Source organism: Amycolatopsis sp. (genome assembly GCF_035276945.1).
Taxonomy (GTDB): Bacteria; Actinomycetota; Actinomycetes; order Mycobacteriales; family Pseudonocardiaceae; genus Amycolatopsis_E.
Genome location: NZ_DATELF010000120.1, coordinates 25,052 through 44,324, shown reverse-complemented (window position 1 = coordinate 44,324; position 19,273 = coordinate 25,052). Strand labels below are relative to the sequence as shown.

The following is a 19,273-nucleotide window of genomic DNA, read 5'->3' as shown; positions in this document are numbered from 1 at the left end:
CGCGGGTCGACTTGGTCGTCATGGCCGCAACTCCGCCAGTTCGACGCGGCGCTGCGTCCGCGACGATTCGAGACCGGCTTCGGCGAGCCGGATTCCCCGGGCACCGGACATGAAGTCGAAGGGATGCGGCCCGTCTTCCACGACGTGGCGGATGAACTGTTCCCACTGGGCTCGGAAGCCGTTCTCGAACTCCGCGTTGTCCGGCACTTCCTGCCACTGCGCGCGATAGGACTCGGTCTCCCGCAGATCGGGATTCCACACCGGACGCGGGGTGGTTTCGCGCGGTTGGATGACGCACTTGTGCAGCCCGGCGACGGCGCTGCCCTTCGTTCCGTCCACTTGGAACTCGACCAGCTCGTCGCGGTGTACCCGGACGCACCACGAGGAATTGAGCTGCGCTATCACACCGCCTTCGAGTTCGAAGATGGCGTAGGCGGCGTCGTCGGCCGTGGCCTGGTAACGGTTGCCGTGTTCGTCGACGCGGCTGGGAACATGTGTCACGGCCTTCGCCGTCACCGCCTCGACCGCGCCGAACAGGTTCTCCAGCACGTAGTTCCAGTGGCAGAACATGTCGACGGTGATACCGCCGCCGTCCTCGCTGCGGTAGTTCCAGCTCGGCCGCTGGGCCCGCTGCCAGTCGCCCTCGAACACCCAGTACCCGAACTCGCCCCGAACCGACAGGATGCGGCCGAAGAACCCGCTGTCGACCAGGCGTTTGAGTTTGCGCAACCCCGGCAGGTACAGCTTGTCGTGCACCACGCCGTTCTTGACGCCCTTCTCGCGCGCCTTCCGCGCCAGCGTCAACGCGGCTTCCACCGATTCGGCGACCGGCTTTTCGGTGTAGATGTGCTTCCCCGCGTCGATCGCCCGGATGAGGGACTTTTCGCGAACCGCGGTGAGCAGTGAATCGAAGTAGATGGGGCAGTCCTCGTCGCCGAGGGCCGCGTCCAGGTCGGTGGTCCACCGGGTGATTCCGTGCCGCTCGGCGATTTCGGCCAGCTTGCCGCTGTCGCGCCCGACCAGCACGGGGTCGAGCCGGACCCTGGAGCCGTCGGAGAGTTCGACGCCGTCGTCGGCGTTGATGGCGAGCACCGAGCGAACCAGATGCTGCCGGTATCCCATCCGCCCGGTGACACCGTTCATGATCACGCCCAGAGCCCGTGGCGCCATTGCATGCCTCCTTGGAAAGCGCTTCCCGAGAAGGGTATGGCTCGTTTACCGCTCCTGGCAACTCTGCTTGCCCGGTGATCCGCGCCTGCTCTAGGCTCGCCTGGTAAGCGCTTACCAGCGAAAGGCCGGGAATGGACCGGATCGGCTTGTGCTCGGTCACCCTTCGCGCCCTCGCCGCCGGCGAGGTGGCCGAACTCGCCGCGGCGGCCGGCCTGCGGGTGATCGAATGGGGCGGCGACGTCCACGCGCCGCCCGGCGGTGCGCTGGAGGAGGTGCGTGAGCAAACCGCTACCGCCGGTTTGCGAACGTGCTCCTACGGCTCCTACTGGCGTGCGGACAGTGATTTCACCGAAGTGGCCCGGGCCGCCGTCGTGCTGGGCGCGCCCCGGATCAGGGTGTGGGCGGGCACCGAAGGCTCGGCGGACGCGTCCGCGCGAACCCGCTCGCGGGTGGTCGGCGCGCTGCGGGAGGCCACCGAAATCGCCGTCGAAAACGGACTTTCGGTGGCACTGGAATTCCATTCCCGGACCCTGGCCGACACTCCCGCGGCGGCGCTGCGGTTGCTCGACGAGGTCGGGATGGAGGCACTTTCCACTTACTGGCAGCCGCCGGCCGGCGAGCCGGCCGGGAGCGCGGTCGAGGGCCTGCGCGCGATCGCCGACCGGGTCAGCGCGGTCCACGTCTTCTCATGGTGGCCGGACGAGAACCGGATTCCGCTCGCCGATCGTGCACGACTGTGGCTTTCCGCGCTCGAAGTGGTCGCGGGGCGGCCGGTCGACCTGCTGCTGGAGTTCGTGCCGGACGACGATCCCGGTGCGCTGGCACGGGAAGCGAAGACGCTGCTCCGGTGGGTGAAGGAAGTGGGCTGAGGGGTCAGCGGGCCGGGGTGCTGGCCCGCAGGACGGCGCTGCCCTTGACCCGGCGGATGCGGGGCTTCGCGCCGGGCTCCGCCGTGATCACCAGGTCCAGGGCCGTCGCGCCGATCTGGTCCAGCGGCAGCCGGACCGTGGTCAGCGACGGCGTCACGTCCCGCAGCGTGGTGATGTCGTCGAACCCGGCGATGGCCAGATCACCCGGGAGGGCGATGCCGTGGTCGCGACAGGCCGCCATCGCGCCGACCGCCATCACGTCGTTGACCGCGAACACACAGTCCACCTTGGACTTGGTGGCGAGCAGTTCGGTCATGGCCGCGTAGCCACCGTCGCGGGTGAACGCGCCATCGATCGACGCGACCAGCCGCGCCGGGGACTCGGCCAGGCCGTCCTTGAAGCCCTGCACGCGATCCCGCGCGGTCAGCAGTTCCGGCGCGCCCGCCAGCACGGCGAACCGGCGATAGCCCAGCTTGGCCAGCTCGCGGGCGAGCAACCGTGCCGACGCGCGGTTTTCCACCACGACCGTGTCGACCGGAAGCCGGGCCTGGCTGATCGCCACGACGTGCCCGCCCGCTTCCTGGAACGCCACGACCTCACGGCGCAGTGCGTCGGTGAGCTCCTTGTCGCCGACCCGGCTGCCGGCGAGAATGGCCGCACGGCTGCGCTGCCTGCGCAACATCGTGAGGTAGTCGAGCTCCCGTTCCGGATTGCGCGCCGTGCTGCCCAGGGTGACCAGCAGGTCGTGCCCCTCCGCGGCGTGCGTCACGCCCGCGGCGATCGACGAGAAATAGGGATCGGCGATGTCGTGCACGACCAGCCCGACCACGTTCGTGAAACCCCTGGCCATCGCCTGCGCCTGCGCGTTCGCCGAATAGTCCAGCCGTTTCGCGGCGTCCAGCACGCGCTCTTTCAGGTCCTCGCGGACCCGCCGCACGCTGCCGTTGAGCGCGCGGGAAGCCGTGGCCAGCGAGACCCCGGCCGCCGCGGCGACCTCGGACAGCGTGACCGTTGCACTGTGCTTCATCGCGTCTCCCGAATCGAAGAGGAGGCCAGCCTATACGCCGCCGCACGGACCATGGGGGAAAGCGCCCAGCCCGGAGATTCCGGCGCGTTTCACCGGCGAACCTTTCCCGGCGCCTCGGCCGACCACGAGGATGCGCTGCGCTCGAGGTCGCCGAGCCTTGTCCACGAACCGGACACGCCACCGCGGCCGCTCGCGGTCCCCGGGAGACGGCGAGTCCCCCGGGGACCTGGCGGGGTTGTGCCGGTCCGCCCTTCCGGTTGTCGAGATCGCGCCGAGCGATGAGGGAAGGCTGACAACGCGGGCGAGCGACATGTCGACGGCGTTTCCCAGCGGATGCGCCCGGCCGGACGTCAGTCCGAAATGGACCCCGCGTACACCGGCGGTGGCTCGGTGTCGACGAGCCTCACTGATCGGCGACATACTCGCGCGTGCGTCTCGGCGGGCACGGGGACGCTTCGGACTCCGCGCGGTGTCGCCGCGTGCGCGAGGCGCTTGGCGTGCACCAGCAGCGGCGGGCCTGCGACCCCGTACTGGGACGAGGCCGACCCGGATCTCCACGGCGGTGGCGATCCGATCGAGCCGCTGGGCGCGCGGGGGTGATCCAGCGAACTTCCGGCAGATCGTCGGAACCGGCCACGCTGACCTCCGTGGGCACCCGAACTTCGCCTTCGCCTGGCGCCCGGCACGCGCCAAGCGCCAGGCGGCCCCGGGCGGACGAAGACCGCGCTCGGCGGGGACGGCAGGTCGGGCAGGTCGCTTCCCGGTAGGCGTCCGCTCCCGCGAAGCCGCCGCGCACGTGGGAACTGGGCACGGGGAGACACCCTCGGCGGGGCGGCGGCTTCGCGGCCACTATCGAGTGGTGTCGTGATCCGGCCCAGCGGGGTTTCGGTACGATGCTGGGCTGATTGTCGGGTTGACGGTTAAGGGGGATACACATGGCCGCGCAGGCGGAGACTCTCCAGTTCCAGTCCGAGGCACGTCAGCTGCTGCAGCTGGTCATCCACTCGATCTACTCGAACAAGGACACCTTCCTGCGGGAGCTGGTGTCGAACGCCTCGGACGCGCTCGACAAGCTGCGGCTGGAGGCGTTCCGGGACAAGGACCTGAAGGTCGACACCTCGGACCTGCACATCGCGATCGAGGTCGGCGAGGACGAGCGCGCGCTCACCATCCGGGACAACGGCATCGGCATGACCAGGGACGAGGTGGTCGGCCTGATCGGCACGATCGCCAAGTCGGGCACCGCGGAGTTCCTGCGCAGGCTCAAGGAGTCCCAGGACGCGGCCGGCTCGCAGGAGCTCATCGGCCGCTTCGGTATCGGCTTCTACTCCAGCTTCATGGTGGCCGACAAGGTCACTCTCGTGACCCGCCGCGCGGGCACGGACGAAGGGGTCCGGTGGGAGTCCACCGGGGAGAGCACCTACACGATCGAACCGGTCGCCGACGCCCCGCAGGGCACCTCGGTCACGTTGCACCTCAAGCCCGCCGACGAAGAGGAGCACCTGCACGACTACACGTCGCGGGCGAAGCTCACCGAGGTCATCAAGCGGTACTCGGACTTCATCACCTGGCCGGTCCGGATGGCGGGCGAGGACGGGGGCGAACCCGAGACGATCAACTCGCGGAAGGCGCTGTGGGCCCGCCCGGCCAGCGAGGTCACCGAGGACGAGTACACCGAGTTCTACCGGCACCTCAGCCACGACTGGAGCCCGCCGCTGGAAACCATCCGCATGCAGGCGGAGGGCACCTTCGAGTACCAGGCGCTGCTGTTCCTCCCGTCCCGCGCGCCGCTGGACCTGTTCATGCGGGAGCGCAAGCGCGGGGTGCAACTCTACGTCAAGCGCGTGTTCGTGATGGACGACTGCGAAGAGCTGATGCCGGAGTACCTCCGGTTCGTCAAGGGCGTGGTCGACGCGCAGGACCTGTCGCTCAACGTCTCGCGCGAAATCCTCCAGCAGGACCGGCACATCCAGCTGATGCGCCGCCGGCTGGTGAAGCGGGTGCTGTCCACGGTCAAGACGATGATGACCGAAAAGCCCGACGACTACGCGACGTTCTGGCGCGAGTTCGGCCGTGCGGTCAAGGAGGGGCTGCTCGACGACTTCGAAAACCGCGACGCCATTCTCGAGATCGCCTCGTTCGACTCGACCCATGACGCGGAGAAGCCGGCCACGCTCGCGCAGTACGTCGAGCGGATGAAGGACGGCCAGGAACACATCTACTACTCCACCGGCGAGTCGCGGGCCGTCATCGAGAACTCGCCGCACCTGGAAGCCTTCCGGGCCAAGGGGTTCGAGGTCCTCATCCTCACCGATCCGGTCGACGAGATGTGGGTCGACGCGGTGCCTTCCTTCGGTGGGAAGCAGTTCCAGTCGATCGCCAAGGGACAGGTCGACCTCGACACCGAGGAGGAGAAGAAGGCGGCGCAGGAACGTCGGAAGGACTTCGCCGACCTGCTGGGGTGGATGACGAAGACACTGGAGGAGCAGGTCAAGGAGGTGCGGCTGTCCTCGCGGCTGACCACCTCGCCCGCCTGCATCGTCGGCGAAACCAACGACCTCAGCCCGACGCTGGAGAAGATGTACCGGGCGATGGGCCAGCAGTTGCCGCCGATCAAGCGGATCCTCGAGCTCAACCCGGCCCATCCACTGGTGACCAAGCTGCACAGCGCGTACGGGGAGCGGTCCGAACACGCCGACCTGGCCGAGACCGTCGAACTGCTCTACGGCATGGCACTGCTGGCCGAGGGCGGCGAGCTGCCCGACCCGGCGCGCTTCACCCGCCTGCTCACCGATCACCTCGCCCGGACGATCTGACACACGGCCGTTCAGCACCGGCGGCCTCGCGGCCGGCGCCGCCGAGCACGGTGTATCGCGGGCCTTCGAGGCGGTGCGGAGCGGCGCTGAGGACTCGGCCCGCGACAGGTCGTGGACCGGCGAGCCCATTCCGCTGCTGACGTTGACGATGACCGGGTCTGATGATCGGCGCGGCGGTGGCCGGATCCGGTGGTCGTTCGGACCACCGGGTCACCGGCCGATACCTGGTGGGCACCGGCGGCGCGCACAGCCGGATCCGCGACAGTGGTCGGACCACCCCTTGAAACGACAGTGCCGACCATCGATCGGCTACTCCTGATCGGCCGGCCGGACATCGCCGGAGCCAGCCGGAAATGCCGCCGGTTCCCGCGTGAACCATGCGGAATCGCCTGGCCGGGGGAAAGTGCCGCAAACGGAACAAGGCCCGAGGGGGCTTGACAAGCAATGGACAATAAAAAATCGGCGTGCCTTCCATAAACCTATGGATAAGCCGCCGAACCTAGTGTCAGTCTATTTGCTGTGAGGGGCATGTGTCAAGCCAGGGGTACGAAGACGAATTGCGGTCCGAGCGGAGTTACGTGGCCGGGCTCTACGCGCGGCTCGACGCCGAGCGCGCGCGAGTGAAGGGTGAGTACAACGCGGCGTCGCGGGGAAACGGCGGGACGCCCATGGAACGGGATGTCGAGCTGCGCGCGCTGGCCAAGGAGGTGAAGCGGCTGGACGCGGTGGACAACGGGCTGTGTTTCGGTCGGTTGGACACGCTGTCGGGCGAGCATTCGTATATCGGCCGGATCGGCCTCTTCGACGAAGAGAACGAGTACGAACCGGTGTTGCTCGATTGGCGGGCGCCCGCGTCGCGCGCGTTCTACGTGGCCACCGCGGCGAGCCCGGAAAACATGCGTCGGCGCCGCCAGTTCCACACACGCGGGCGTCAAGTGGTCGATTTCACCGACGAGGTGCTCGGCCGCCCCGGCGGTGCGGAGCGAGGTGGCCGAGGAGATTCGGCCCTGCTCGCGGCGGTCAACGCGCCGCGAGGTGACGGGATGCGCGACATCGTGGCGACGATCCAGGCCGAGCAGGACGAGATCATCCGGCTCGATCATCCGGGGGTGCTGGTGATCGAGGGTGGCCCGGGCACCGGGAAGACCGTCGTGGCGCTGCACCGCGTCGCGTACCTGCTCTACACCCAGCGGGCGCGGATGGAACGCCACGGTGTGCTCGTGGTCGGGCCGAATCCGGCGTTTTTGAACCATATCGGCCGCGTTCTACCGTCGCTGGGCGAGTCCGACGTGGTGTTCATGACCACCGGCGACCTCGTGCCCGGCCTGCGCGTCACCGCCGAGGACACCCCGGAAGCCGCGCGGCTCAAGGGGTCGCTGAAGATCCTGGACGTGCTCGCGGCGGCGGTCGCCGACCGGCAGCGGCTGCCGGAGCATCCGCTGCCGATCGAACTGGCGGACGTCACGGTGCGGATCGACGCCGAGACCGCGGAGTGGGCCATCCAGGAGGCGCGCGCGAGCGGGCTGCCGCACAACGAGGCCCGCGCGGTGTTCACCGAGATCGTCACGTACGTGCTGACCGAACGGGCGATCGCCCGGATCGGCCGGGGCTGGCTGACGCGGGAGGACCGCGAAGCATGGGAGCAGATGCGGGCGGACCTGCTGAAGGAGCTCGCGGGTGACGACAGGTTCACCGCCGCGCTCGACGAACTCTGGCCGATCCTGACGCCCGAAACACTGTTGGCACAGCTGTACACCTCCCCCGAACGGCTGCGAGCGGCAGGCGCCGACCAAGCGCTCTTGCGTCCCGCCGACGGCATCGACGGCCATGCCTGGACGGTGTCGGACGTGCCGCTGCTCGACGAACTGGTCGACCTCCTGGGCAGTGACAAGGCGGCTGACCGCTCGGCCGCCCGGGCCGCCGAGCGGGAACGGAAGGACGAGGCGGAGTACGCCGCCGGCGTGCTGGAGATCCTCGAGACCGAACGCCAGGACCTGATGGACGACGAGGACCACCTGCTCGCCCAGGACCTGCTCTACGCCGAGGACCTGGCCGGCCGCTTCGTCGAACGCGACACCCGTGAACTCGTCGAACGCGCCGCCGCGGACCGGGACTGGACCTACCGGCACGTCGTGGTCGACGAGGCCCAAGAACTGTCCGAAATGGACTGGCGGGTGCTGGTACGGCGCTGCCCGAACCGATCCTTCACGGTGGTCGGCGACCTCGCCCAGCGCCGGTCGGTGGCCGGCGCGACATCGTGGGAGGAGGTGCTGGAGCCGTACGTGCCCGGCCGCTGGGTCCACCGGTCGCTGTCGGTGAACTACCGCACCCCGGCGGAGATCATGACCGTCGCCGCCGCGCTGCTCGCCGAGTTCGCACCCGGCGTCCAGCCGCCGGAGTCGGTCCGCGCGTGTGGCGTCCGGCCATGGTCCAGGCAGGTCACCAAGGACGAACTTCCCGCTGCCATCGAGGAATTCGTACGGGACGAAGCCAGTCGTGAAGGCACCAGCGTCGTGATCGGGCCACCGGGTGTGCCGGGCGCGGCGATGGCGTCGGAGACGAAGGGCCTGGAGTTCGACGCCGTCCTGGTCGTGGAACCGATGAGGATCCTCGCGGACGGCCCACGCGGTGCGGCCGAGCTCTACGTCGCCCTCACCCGCGCCACTCAACGCCTCGGCGTCCTGCACCAGGGCCCACTGCCGCGGGCCCTGACCGGACTCGCCGAAGCCAGGACACCCGCCCCGGACAGCATTGTGATCTCCGGGTGAGCAACCTGTACCCGCCGATCGAGCCGTACGACCACGGAATGCTCGACGTCGGCGACGGGAATCTCGTGTACTGGGAGACCTGCGGCAGTCCGGACGGCAAACCCGTCGTGGTGGTGCACGGGGGACCGGGTTCGGGGTGTTCGACGGGTATCCGGCGGCGGTTCGACCCGGCCCGCTGGCGGGTGGTGCTCTTCGACCAGCGCGGCTGCGGGCGCAGCACGCCCCACGCGAGCGATCCCGCCACGGACATGAGCACCAACACCACCGAGCATCTCCTGTCCGACCTGGAACGGTTGCGGGAGCATCTCGGCATCGAGCGCTGGCTGACCTACGGCGGTTCGTGGGGATCCACCCTGAGCCTCGCCTACGCCCAGCGATACCCACACCGCGTATCGGAAATTGTGGCGGTCGGCATCACCACCGCGCGGCGTTCCGAGATCGACTGGCTTTACCGGGGCGTCGCGCGTTTCTTCCCCGAGCAATGGGAAGAATTCCGTGCCGGGGCCGGCGACGAAAATGTCGTCGATGGCTACGCGCGCCTGATGGAAAGCGCTGATTTCGAGGTTCGGTCGAAGGCCGCGAACGATTGGTGCACCTGGGAGGACACGGTCCTTTCGCTGGAGCCCGGCGGCAAGCCGAACCCGTTCCGTGACCGGCCCCTGAAGGCGATGCTGGCGCTGGTGCGCATTTGTTCGCGTTACTACGGCAAGGGCGCGTTTCTGCCGGACGGCGCCCTGCTGCGCGACGCCGGGCGCCTCGCGGGGATTCCCGGTGTGCTGATCCACGGACGGCTCGACCTCAGCTGCCCGGTGGACACCGCGTGGGAACTCGCCCACGCCTGGCCCGACGCGGAACTCGTCGTCCTCGACGATTCCGGGCACAAGAACACCGACACCAAGCGCGAGGCCATCGCCGCCGCCCTCGCCAAGTTCGCCCGTCGAGGACGATCGCGGACCTTCGACCCCCCGGTTCGACCGTTTGGCCCTTCCGGCCCATGAGTGCCACACGTCACACTGGCGACGCTTGGGGTCGGTGGGGACCAGGGAGGTTCGCTCGTGGTGCGGCTCGTCGGGTTCGCCTGCTCCTACTGTGGCCTGCCGGTCCGGCTGGCCGGAGACCACCGGCATCCGGGATACGTGGTCGTCGACCAGTTGACGTTCACCCGGCCCCGGGGCGACGGCCTGCCCAATCTCGGCGTACTGCACCGGTTCTGCAACCGCGTTTCGCAGACCAGGCGACCCGACGGCGGCCGCATCCTGCGCCGCGCCTGGCTCGGCTGGGCGACCGACCAGTTCGAGGCGAGCCGGTGCGAACGGCGGTACGGCACGCGGCACTACGAGCGGCTCGGACTGCACCCCAGCCGCGTCCGCACGCTCGGTCTCTACCGCAAGTACTGGCAGATCCGGAAGATGCGCTGCGCCTCTCGGGCCTACAACTACTACTCCGGGTGACATACTTCACAGCCTAACTACCAAGCGGTAGCGTGATCTCCGGTCACAGCCCGACGACGAGCGTGACGCGGAGGCGATGAACCATGGGTGCAGCGCGTGCGCGGATCGCGACAACCCCAGCGGAGGACTCGTGGTAGTTCGGCTGATTCTCGGTCTGGCGATCACCGTGGCGGGACTGGCCTTCGCCGCCCGCCGGGTCTGGTGGCTCTGCCGGCTCATCCACAGCGGCCAGCCGGCGCACGGGCGCACCGAAGGAGCCGGCGAGCGCGTCCGCACGCATCTGGTGGAGGTGTTCGGCCAGCGCAAGCTGCTGAAATGGTCGGTTCCCGGGCTCGCCCACTTCTTCACGTTCTGGGGCTTCGTCATCCTCGCGTCGGTGTACCTGGAGGCCTACGGCGCCCTGTTCGACGAGGACTTCCACATCCCGCTCATCGGCCGGTGGCCGGTGCTCGGCTTCCTGCAGGACTTCATCGCGGTCGCCGTGTTCGTCTCGCTGATCGTCTTCGCGGTCATCCGCCTCCGCCAGGCGCCCGAACGCAAGGCCAGGGCGTCCCGGTTCTACGGCTCGCACCTGGGTGGCGCGTGGCTGATCCTGCTGATGATCTTCAACGTGGTCTGGACGATGTTCCTGTTCCGGGGCGCGTCCGCCGCGTCGGGCAACTTCCCCTACGACTCGGGCGCGTACGTCTCGCTGGGCGTCGGTCACCTGCTCAGCCCGCTCGGCCCGGGGACCACCCAGACGCTCGAAACGGTCGGCCTGCTGCTGCACATCGGCGTCATGCTGTCGTTCCTGATCATCGTGCTGCACTCGAAGCACCTGCACATCTTCCTGGCGCCGGTGAACGTCACCGTCAAGCGGATGCCCGACGGGCTCGGGCCACTGCTGCCGATGGAGTCCGGCGGCAAGCCCATCGACTTCGAGGATCCTGGCGAGGACGACATCTTCGGCCGCGGCAAGATCGAGGACTTCACCTGGAAGGGCATGCTCGACTTCGCCACCTGCACCGAATGCGGGCGGTGCCAGAGCCAGTGCCCGGCCTGGAACACCGGGAAACCGTTGTCGCCCAAGCTGGTGATCATGGACCTGCGGGACCATCTGTTCGCCACCGCGCCGTACCTCATCGAGGGCAAGGAAGACCGCCCGGAGGTCCCGCTGGTCGGTCCCGAAGCGGACGGCGGGGTGATCGATCCGGACGTGCTCTGGTCGTGCACCACCTGTGGCGCCTGCGTGGAGCAGTGCCCGGTGGACATCGAGCACGTGGACCACATCGTCGATATGCGGCGTTACCAGGTGATGATCGAATCGGCGTTCCCGACCGAACTGGGCACCCTGTTCAAGAACCTGGAGAACAAGGGCAACCCGTGGGGCCAGAACAACTCGCAACGCCTGGACTGGGCCAAGGACCTGGACTTCGAGGTCCCGGTCTGCGAAGGCGAACTGGCCGACGACGTCGAGTACCTGTTCTGGGTCGGCTGCGCCGGGGCGTTCGACGACAACGCGCGCAAGACCGTGCGCGCCACGGCGGAACTGCTGCACCTGGCCGGCGTGCGGTACGCGGTGCTCGGCACGGGGGAGACCTGCACGGGTGACCCGGCCCGCCGCTCGGGCAACGAGTTCCTGTTCCAGATGCTGGCCCAGGAGACCAAGGAAAACCTCAACGCGGTGTTCGGCGGCCGCGAGCCCGCCCGCCGCAAGATCGTCACGACCTGCCCGCACTGCATGAACACGCTGGGCCGCGAGTACCCGCAGTTGGAGGGGCACTACGAGGTCGTGCACCACACCCGGTTGCTGAACCGGCTGGTGCGGGACGGGCAGCTCACCCCGGTCGCCCCGGTCGGCGGCACCCCGGTCACCTACCACGACCCGTGCTACCTGGGCCGGCACAACAAGGTGTACTCGCCGCCGCGGGAACTGGTCGGTGCCGCCGGCGCCACGCTCACGGAAATGCCCCGGCACGCCGACCGCGCGCTGTGCTGCGGCGCGGGCGGAGCGCGGATGTGGATGGAGGAGAACATCGGGAAGCGGATCAACCTCGAGCGGGTGGACGAGGCGATCGCGACCGAGGCGAGCACGATCGTCACCGGCTGCCCGTTCTGCAAGGTGATGATCTCCGACGGGCTCACCCAGCGGCAGAGCGAGAACGTCGGTGAGCGCATGGACGTCCGCGATGTCTCTCAGCTGCTGCTGGAATCCGTCCGGCGCGGCACGAAATCCCCGGAGCCCACCTCGACCTGAGTCACGCCTCCCAGCCGGCGAGAACGGCCTCCGTGTCGGCACCGGGGATGGGCGGTGGCTGGGGAATCGTCGTGACAGTACGGGAGAAGCGCGGCGCCGGGGCGGCCTGGGGAACCCCGTCGATGTCGACGATCGTGCCGCGCGCCGCCAGATGCGGATGCGTGGCCACCTCGTCGAAGGCAAGCACGGGTGTCACGCAGGCGTCCGTTCCCGCGAAGATCCCGGCCCACTCGTCACGCGTCTTGCTGACGAACACCTCCGTGAACCGCGCGCGCAGCCGGGGCCAGCCCGACCGGTCCAGCTGCGCGGGCAGATCTTCGCCGTCGAGCCCGAGCCCGGCCAGGAGCGCGGCGTAGAACTGGGGCTCGAGCGCGCCGACCGCGACCCATTTCCCGTCCGCGCAGGTGTAGGTGTCGTAGAAGGGGGCGCCCGAGTCGAGGAGGTTGGCGCCCCGCTCGTCGGTCCAGCTGCCCGCCCCGCGGAAGGCCCAGATCATCTGCAGCAGCACGCTCGTGCCGTCCACCATCGCGGCGTCCACGACCTGGCCCCGGCCGGACCGCTCCCGCTCCCACAGTGCCGCGAGCACCCCCGTCACCAGGAACATCGAGCCGCCGCCGAAATCACCGACGAGGTTGAGCGGCGCCGTCGGCCGTTCGCCGGCCCGGCCGAGCGCGTGCAGCGCGCCGGTGAGCGAGATGTAGTTGATGTCGTGCCCGGCTCGCTGGGCCAGCGGACCGTCCCCTCCCCAGCCGGTCATCCGGCCGTAGACCAGCGCCGGGTTCACCGCGTGGCACTGTTCGGGCCCGACGCCGAGCCGCTCGGCCACCCCGGGCCGGAGCCCCTCCAGGAGCACGTCCGCCTTGGCCGCCAGGCGCAGCACGGTCTGGCGGCCCTCGTCGGTCTTGAGGTTCGCGGCCACCGATCGCCGTCCGCGCAGCAGGTGATCGGGCTTGCCGGCGGTGATCTCGAGGCCGCCGGACGGCCGTTCGACGCGCACCACGTCGGCACCGAGATCGGCGAGCACCATCGCGGCGTGCGGGCCGGGACCGATCCCCGCCAGCTCCACGACCCGTAACCCATTGAGCGGACCGGACAAAACCGCCTCCTCACGTCTCCTCCGGGACCTCAACTTACCCGCGGGCGCGCCGGAACCGAGTGAGCGACCGGTGACCCGCGAGTCGGGCTTTCGTGACCCGCGAGTCGGGCTTTCGTGACCCGCGAGTCCGGCTTTCGCGTTGCCCGAGTCCGGCCGTCAGGCGGGGCCTTGGTTGGCGGGGGCGGGGGTGAAGCGTTCGATCGGGGGATCGAGGCCGGCGGGGGAGGCCGGGTGACCGTCGCCCTGGGACCGGCGGCGGGCCGCCACTCCCAGGGCGAGCGCGCCGAGCAGGCCGGCCAGGACGAGGCCGATGCCGGGCCAGAATCCGGGCGGGGTCCAGTCGAGTGTCAGTTCCCCGCTGGTCACGCCGGGCGGCAGGTCGACCGTGAGCAGGCCCGACGGTCCGGTGCCGACGGCGACGTCCTGGCCATTGACTTGCGCGCGGTAGCCAGGCCAGGCCAGCCGTGCGAACACCAGTTGCCGCGAACCCGGGCCGGTGGCCGTGAAGCGGACCGATTCTCGGGCGGAGGAGTCCGACTCGTCGGCGGCGACGGTGACGCCCGGCGCCGACCACGAAACGGTGCCCTGCGGCCAGGGGAGGGGACCGGTGCGGCGCAGCACCGTCACCACCTGGTCGTGCTCCACGACCTGCCAGCCCGCCGGCACGGTGATGTCCGGGACCAGCGCGTTCTGCACGACGACCGTCCGCAGGCGGATGAGGTCTGCCATGGGCGCCCCGCCCGCGGTGGTCGGCTTCCACAGGTTCGGGTAGGCCTGGGCGCACGAAGAACTGAAGCCGTCGAGACAGAAGGTGTCGGCGAAGGCGCTGAGACCCATGCCGGTGTAGGAGTTGACCGCGTCGACCCCGGCGACCTGATAGGCGTAGCCGAACAGGAAGTACCGCCAGGCCCCGTCCGGTCGCAGCCCCACGGTCTCCGCCGCCGTCTTGATCGAGGCGATCTGCAGGGTTTCGCCCTGGTATCGCGAGGCGAACGTGTCCTGGAGCGTCTTGACCGAGTGCGGGTAGTTGTAGGCCTTGATGTTGTAGTTGCCCGGGAACGCGGCGAGCTGGAGCCCCAGCACGACCGCCGTGCCCCCGGCCAGGACGGCGCCGAACGTGCGGGGACCGCGCCGGTAGGCCCGGACCGCCGCCGCGGTGAGTGCGGCGACCACGGCGAGACCGGCCAGATGCCACGCCAGTTTCGCCGGTGTAATCGCCCAGGCGAGGTAGGTGCCGCCGAGCAGAATGCCCGCGCTGTAAAGGGTTCGCGGCCGGGCACGGTCGGTGCGGAGGCCGGCCGAGACGACCACCGCCACCAACACACCCAGGCCCAGGTAGCAGTACTCGATGAGCCGCAGGGGCCAGCGGAACATCCACAGGCTCGACGGGCCGAGCGTGAGCGCCGCGAACACCAGCGTGATCACGCCGACCGAGGCGAGCCGGCGTTTGCCGCGCAACGACCGCCAGTCGAACCATGGCGCCAGCGGCAGCACGAACCAGGCGAAGTAGGCGGCGGGCACGCGAAGGCCGTCGATGTCGTCGAAGGACCGGATGTAGGGCAGGTAGCTCGGCACGCTCATGCTCAGCAGGTCGGTACCGCTGGGCACCAGGAACGCGTTGTTCAGCACGCCCGAGCCGACGCGCCAGGTCAACGGGGCGACCGCCGTCAGCGGCACGAACACCAGCGGCACCACCAGCCCCACGCACACGCTCAGCAGGAGGGTCACCCGGAGGCCGCGCCACCGCCTCCGGAACCCGAATTCGACCAGCAGGCCCGCCATGACGACAGCCACGCCGAGTACTCCGTACGGGTTGCCCACGGTGATCGCGAGCGCGCCGATCAGGAAGGCCCAGAACGGGTTCAGCGCGCCGCGGGCCGCCCGCCGTGCCGACCACCAGACAAAAGGCACGTAGGTGAAGGAAATCAGGCCCGAGGCCCAACTGGCCGTGTCGAAATAGAGAAGGAACCCGGAGAACGGCAGCGCGATCGCGACCGCCGCCGAAGCGACCCGGGTCGCGCGGTACTCCCGGCACACAAGGTACGTGCCCAGTGCCAGCAGGACCAGGAACTCGGTCTTCACCACCGCGGCGGCGACCGCGAGGTCCGGCAACGCGGCGACGAGCAGGAAATTGGCCACGTTGAGCGGGTTGTAGACGCCGAAAAGCGCTTCCCCGGCGATGTTTCCGCCCAGCCACGTGTGCAGGTCGAGCAGGGTCGGCCAGTGGCCGCTGGAGACCAGTTTCCCGAGGTGGTACCACATCGGCAGGAACTGGGCCGCGCTGTCGTCCCAGTAGTAGAAGATCCGGTTCCCGATCAGCGGCAGCTGAGCCAGAACGGCCACTACCGCGCAGACGCCCACCCCGGTGAACAGGCCTTGTCTTCGCACCCGGAGCATCCTACGTATCGAGAACGTCAGGCCAGGGCGTGAGGGCGGTGTGGTGGTAAGGAAAGAGTGGTAAGGAAAGACGCGCCGATCCTGTATCGAAGGACACCGTGTTCAGTATTCCGAGACAAGGTCGGCCGGGTCACCGAGTACGGCTCGGTCAGGGTGATCGAGTCGTCCTTGACGGCCTCGGCGGCGTGACGTAGACGCTCTTCGCGGAGGGTGAGGCAGAGTGCGCTCGGCCGGTAGGGGGTCGATGACCCAGCAGTGCGGGCAAGCGGCGAGGGCGAGCCGCGCTCGAGCCGCGTGTCGATCAGCCGGCTCGACGGCGAGATCACTTCGATCGCCACGACCGGGGTGCCGACCAGGACCCGTTCGGTGTAGTCGCGGCGGCGGCCACGACGTCCGGGATCAGCACGGTGTCGTCGGCCAGTACCACGTCCACCGGCGCGGGCAGCGCCTCTCACCGTCGCGCGGGCAGTGCCGGGAAACCGCCGCGAGGACGCGCTGGTGCAGCGGGCGGGGCGACGGGCTCATCAGCAGCGCCCCCTCCACCAGCTCGTAGCGGCGGTCGTCATCGGGAATCGACTCCAGGTCACTTCGCGTCAGGGCTCGCGGTGCCCAAAAGCTGGGACGGTACCCAGTCTGCTCTCCGGATCGCGTGGAAACGAATGTCGATCGTGCCAGCCCGGGCCTCCGGCGAATCCGGTCCGCGACCGGATCACGCGAGTTCGTGCCACTGACGGGCCAATGCGCCGTGCGGATTCCCAGTCGTTGATGCCGGCCCTCACCTGCGGTTTCCTCCTGGTGACCGGCTGGCCGAGTGCAAGCTTTTCGTTGCCCCGAAAATGTGCTGGCAAAGAATTCGTGAGCGCGTCACGCCACGTATTCACGTACGCAGTATCGTGCATGGCTCCCCGTCATTTCCCCGAGACGGCGGCGAAATTCACGCTCAAGTGCTCGATGGTAGGGCCTTTGGTGCCCGCGGCAACCTACGCGGACCCGCGGACCTTCATCAGTACCTCGAGCACCTTCCGGTGCGGGCGGATCGGTTCGCCCGCCAGCAATGCCATGAGCGTGGCGACCATGTGCCGGACCTGGTCGGCCGGATTCTGGTGCACCGTGGTCAGCGGCGGGTTCATCGCCGTGGCGAGCGCGGGGTGGTCGTCGAAGCCGACGACGGCGACGTCGCCGGGCACCCGCCGCCCGGCGTCGTGCAACGCGCGGAGCGCGCCGGCGGCCATCAGGTCGCTGGCCACGAACACCGCGTCCAAATCGGGCCTGCGGGCGAGCAACCGGTCCATCGCGGCACGGCCGCCGTCGAGGGTGAAGTCCGCTTCCTCGGCGAGGTCCGTGAGGTCCGTGGAGTCGAATCCCGCCGCCGAAAGGGTTTTCCGCCAACCGGACAACCGGTGCCTCGCCGCCGTCTGGTCCTGCGGGCCCGCCACGGTCGCGATGCGCTCGCGACCGTGGCGCAACAGGTACTCCACGGCGAGCCGGGCGCCGGACTCGTTGTCGAAGTCGACCACGTGGACGCCGCGCGAGAGGTTTCCGGCCGGGCCGCCGAACACCACGGGCGGCCGGAGCGGCCGCAGGGCGCGGGGCAGCGGGTCGGCCCGGTGCGGGGCGAAGACGAGCGCGCCGTCGACGTGCCCGCCGTCGAGAAAGCGCACGGTTCTGGCCACGTCTTCACGGCCGTCGCAGAACATCAACACCATCTGGCTGCCGAGGTCGGCGAGTTCGCGATACGCCGACCGCATCACGCTCGTCCGGTAGGGGTCGGCGAGCACGAGTTCCTCGGGCTCGGACAGCACGACGCCGACGGCCCCGGTGCGCCGGGTCACAAGTGACCGCGCGGCCTGATTCGGCGAGTAGCCCAGGTCGCGCGCGGCGGCGGTTACCGCCTCCCGCGCCTGACGGCTGACGTTCGGGTCGCCGTTGAGGGCGCGGGACGCCGTGGACCGGGAGACCCCGGCGAAGGCGGCCACATCCTCGAGCGTCGGCCGGTCGTTCTGCGTCACCACGTGGTTCCCCTCCGCGTTGTTGGGAGCGCTCTCAATCATAACGTAATTTGACATGGCCGATGACAGGGGACGGACTCTGAACCGTTCTGGGAGCGCTCCCACGGAAACCGGGACATCTGCAAGGGGCTTGACGTGCGACATCTTCACAAGGGCGTGAGCTTCGCGATCGGACTCACGTTGCTGGGCGCGAGCCTGGCGGCGTGCGGAGGCGGTGGCTCGACGAGTTCCGACGGGCAGCTCGAGCTGACCATCGGCACCTTCACCAACTTCGGTTACGACAACCTGATCACGGAGTACGAGCGGCTGCACCCGAACATCAAGATCACCCACCACAAGACCGGTGAGGGCGGTCCCTACCACCAGAACCTGATCACCAAGCTCGCCGCGAACTCGGGCCTGGAGGACGTGGTCGCGGTGGAGGAGGGGCACTTCTCCGACATCATCGACAAGTCCGGCAAGTTCAACGACCTCAACGAGATCGGGCCGAAGGACGTCACCGCGAGCCGGTGGCTGCCCTGGAAGTACGACGCGGGCAAGGACAAGGACGGCAGGCTGATCGGCTACGGCACCGACATCGGCCCGCTGGCGATGTGCTACCGCAAGGACCTGCTCGCCGCGGCGGGACTGCCCTCGGATCCCGAAGGCGTCAAATCCCTCTTCGCGACCTGGGATTCCTATTTCTCCACCGGCCAGACCTACGTCGACAAGACCAGGAAACCCTGGTTCGACGCGTCTTCCCAGCTGTACAACTCGATGATCAACCAGCTCGACACCGGTTACCTCGACCGCAACGACAAGCTGACCATCGAGACCAATCCGGGCATCAAGGCGGCGTGGGACCGGATCACCACCGCGATCGGCCAGGGACAGTCCGCCAAGCTCGTCGCGTTCGGCAACGAGTGGAAGACCGGTTTCCAGCAGGGCGCCTTCGCGACCACCGTCTGTCCATCATGGATGCTCGGGGTGATCAAAGAGGATGCCGGCGCGGACAACGCGGGCAAGTGGGCGGTCACCGCGGCCTTCCCCAACGGCGGGGGCAACTGGGGCGGTTCGTACCTGACCGTGCCCAAGCAGAGCAAGCACCCGAACCAGGCCGCGGAACTGGCGGCCTGGCTGACCGCGCCGGAGCAGCAGCTCGAGGCGTTTGCCGCGGCGGGGAACTTCCCCAGCCAGGTGCAGGCGCTGAGTTCGCCGGACCTGCTCAGCAAGACCGACCCCTACTTCGGCGACGCCAAGGTGGGCCAGCTCTACGCCGAGCAGTCCCGCAAGGTCGCCAAGGCGCAGTACAAGGGACCCGGTGACGGGCAGATCCAGGAGAACGTGACCAGCCCCGCGCTGCAGGCCGTCGAGCAGGGCGCACCGGCCGCCCAGGCGTGGCAGCAGGTGGTCGACGGCGCGAAGAAGATCGTCAAGTAAGGGGCGGGGGAAACA

General features: G+C 69.0%; 12 protein-coding genes. 7 read left to right on the top strand and 5 right to left on the bottom strand.

Translation table 11 applies throughout. From position 1 onward, the window contains the following. Positions 1–18: 18 nt before the first annotated feature. On the bottom strand, positions 19–1,170 hold the full coding sequence (locus VJT49_RS21950) for a Gfo/Idh/MocA family oxidoreductase (RefSeq protein WP_324166767.1): 1,152 nt from the start codon (positions 1,168–1,170) through the stop codon (positions 19–21). 131 nt (positions 1,171–1,301) lie between these two features. On the opposite strand from VJT49_RS21950, the gene VJT49_RS21945 reads away from it, so the two are divergent. Next, the gene (locus tag VJT49_RS21945) at positions 1,302–2,039 is read left to right on the top strand and encodes a sugar phosphate isomerase/epimerase family protein (RefSeq protein ID WP_324166765.1); all 738 of its coding nucleotides are present in this window, start codon (positions 1,302–1,304) and stop codon (positions 2,037–2,039) included. Positions 2,040–2,043: 4 nt separating this feature from the next. On the opposite strand, the gene VJT49_RS21940 is transcribed toward VJT49_RS21945, so the two are convergent. Further along, positions 2,044–3,066 carry a LacI family DNA-binding transcriptional regulator gene (locus VJT49_RS21940; protein ID WP_324166764.1) on the bottom strand — a complete coding sequence of 341 codons (1,023 nt, stop codon included), beginning with the start codon at positions 3,064–3,066 and terminating at the stop codon, positions 2,044–2,046. A gap of 935 nt (positions 3,067–4,001) precedes the next feature. Between VJT49_RS21940 and htpG the strand changes: the two genes are divergently transcribed. From htpG to VJT49_RS21915, 5 genes are all read left to right on the top strand, one after another. Then, positions 4,002–5,882, top strand: a complete 1,881-nt coding sequence (gene htpG / locus VJT49_RS21935; protein WP_324166763.1) for a molecular chaperone HtpG — start codon at positions 4,002–4,004, stop codon at positions 5,880–5,882. A 530-nt stretch (positions 5,883–6,412) separates the two neighbouring features. Next, on the top strand, positions 6,413–8,650 hold the full coding sequence (helR, locus tag VJT49_RS21930) for an RNA polymerase recycling motor ATPase HelR (protein WP_324166762.1): 2,238 nt from the start codon (positions 6,413–6,415) through the stop codon (positions 8,648–8,650). Further along, positions 8,647–9,648 carry a prolyl aminopeptidase gene (gene pip, locus VJT49_RS21925; RefSeq protein WP_324166761.1) on the top strand — a complete coding sequence of 334 codons (1,002 nt, stop codon included), beginning with the start codon at positions 8,647–8,649 and terminating at the stop codon, positions 9,646–9,648. Before helR ends, pip begins: the two co-directional genes overlap by 4 nt. A gap of 57 nt (positions 9,649–9,705) precedes the next feature. Then, a complete protein-coding gene (locus VJT49_RS21920) occupies positions 9,706–10,101 on the top strand; it encodes a hypothetical protein (protein WP_324166760.1) in 396 nt (131 codons plus the stop codon). A 130-nt stretch (positions 10,102–10,231) separates the two neighbouring features. Continuing rightward, on the top strand, positions 10,232–12,337 hold the full coding sequence (locus tag VJT49_RS21915; RefSeq protein ID WP_324166759.1) for a (Fe-S)-binding protein: 2,106 nt from the start codon (positions 10,232–10,234) through the stop codon (positions 12,335–12,337). Between the two features lies 1 nt (position 12,338). Here VJT49_RS21915 and VJT49_RS21910 read toward each other — a convergent pair whose 3' ends face one another. The 3 genes from VJT49_RS21910 to VJT49_RS21900 form a co-directional block, all read right to left on the bottom strand. Next, entirely contained in the window at positions 12,339–13,433 is a 1,095-nt protein-coding gene (locus tag VJT49_RS21910; RefSeq protein WP_324166758.1) for a CaiB/BaiF CoA-transferase family protein, read from the bottom strand. Between the two features lie 156 nt (positions 13,434–13,589). Continuing rightward, on the bottom strand, positions 13,590–15,830 hold the full coding sequence (locus VJT49_RS21905) for a hypothetical protein (protein WP_414636057.1): 2,241 nt from the start codon (positions 15,828–15,830) through the stop codon (positions 13,590–13,592). A gap of 980 nt (positions 15,831–16,810) precedes the next feature. Next, positions 16,811–17,881, bottom strand: a complete 1,071-nt coding sequence (locus VJT49_RS21900) for a LacI family DNA-binding transcriptional regulator (RefSeq protein ID WP_324166756.1) — start codon at positions 17,879–17,881, stop codon at positions 16,811–16,813. Between the two features lie 93 nt (positions 17,882–17,974). On the opposite strand from VJT49_RS21900, the gene VJT49_RS21895 reads away from it, so the two are divergent. Beyond that, positions 17,975–19,258 carry an ABC transporter substrate-binding protein gene (locus VJT49_RS21895; RefSeq protein WP_324166755.1) on the top strand — a complete coding sequence of 428 codons (1,284 nt, stop codon included), beginning with the start codon at positions 17,975–17,977 and terminating at the stop codon, positions 19,256–19,258. Positions 19,259–19,273 lie beyond the last annotated feature (15 nt).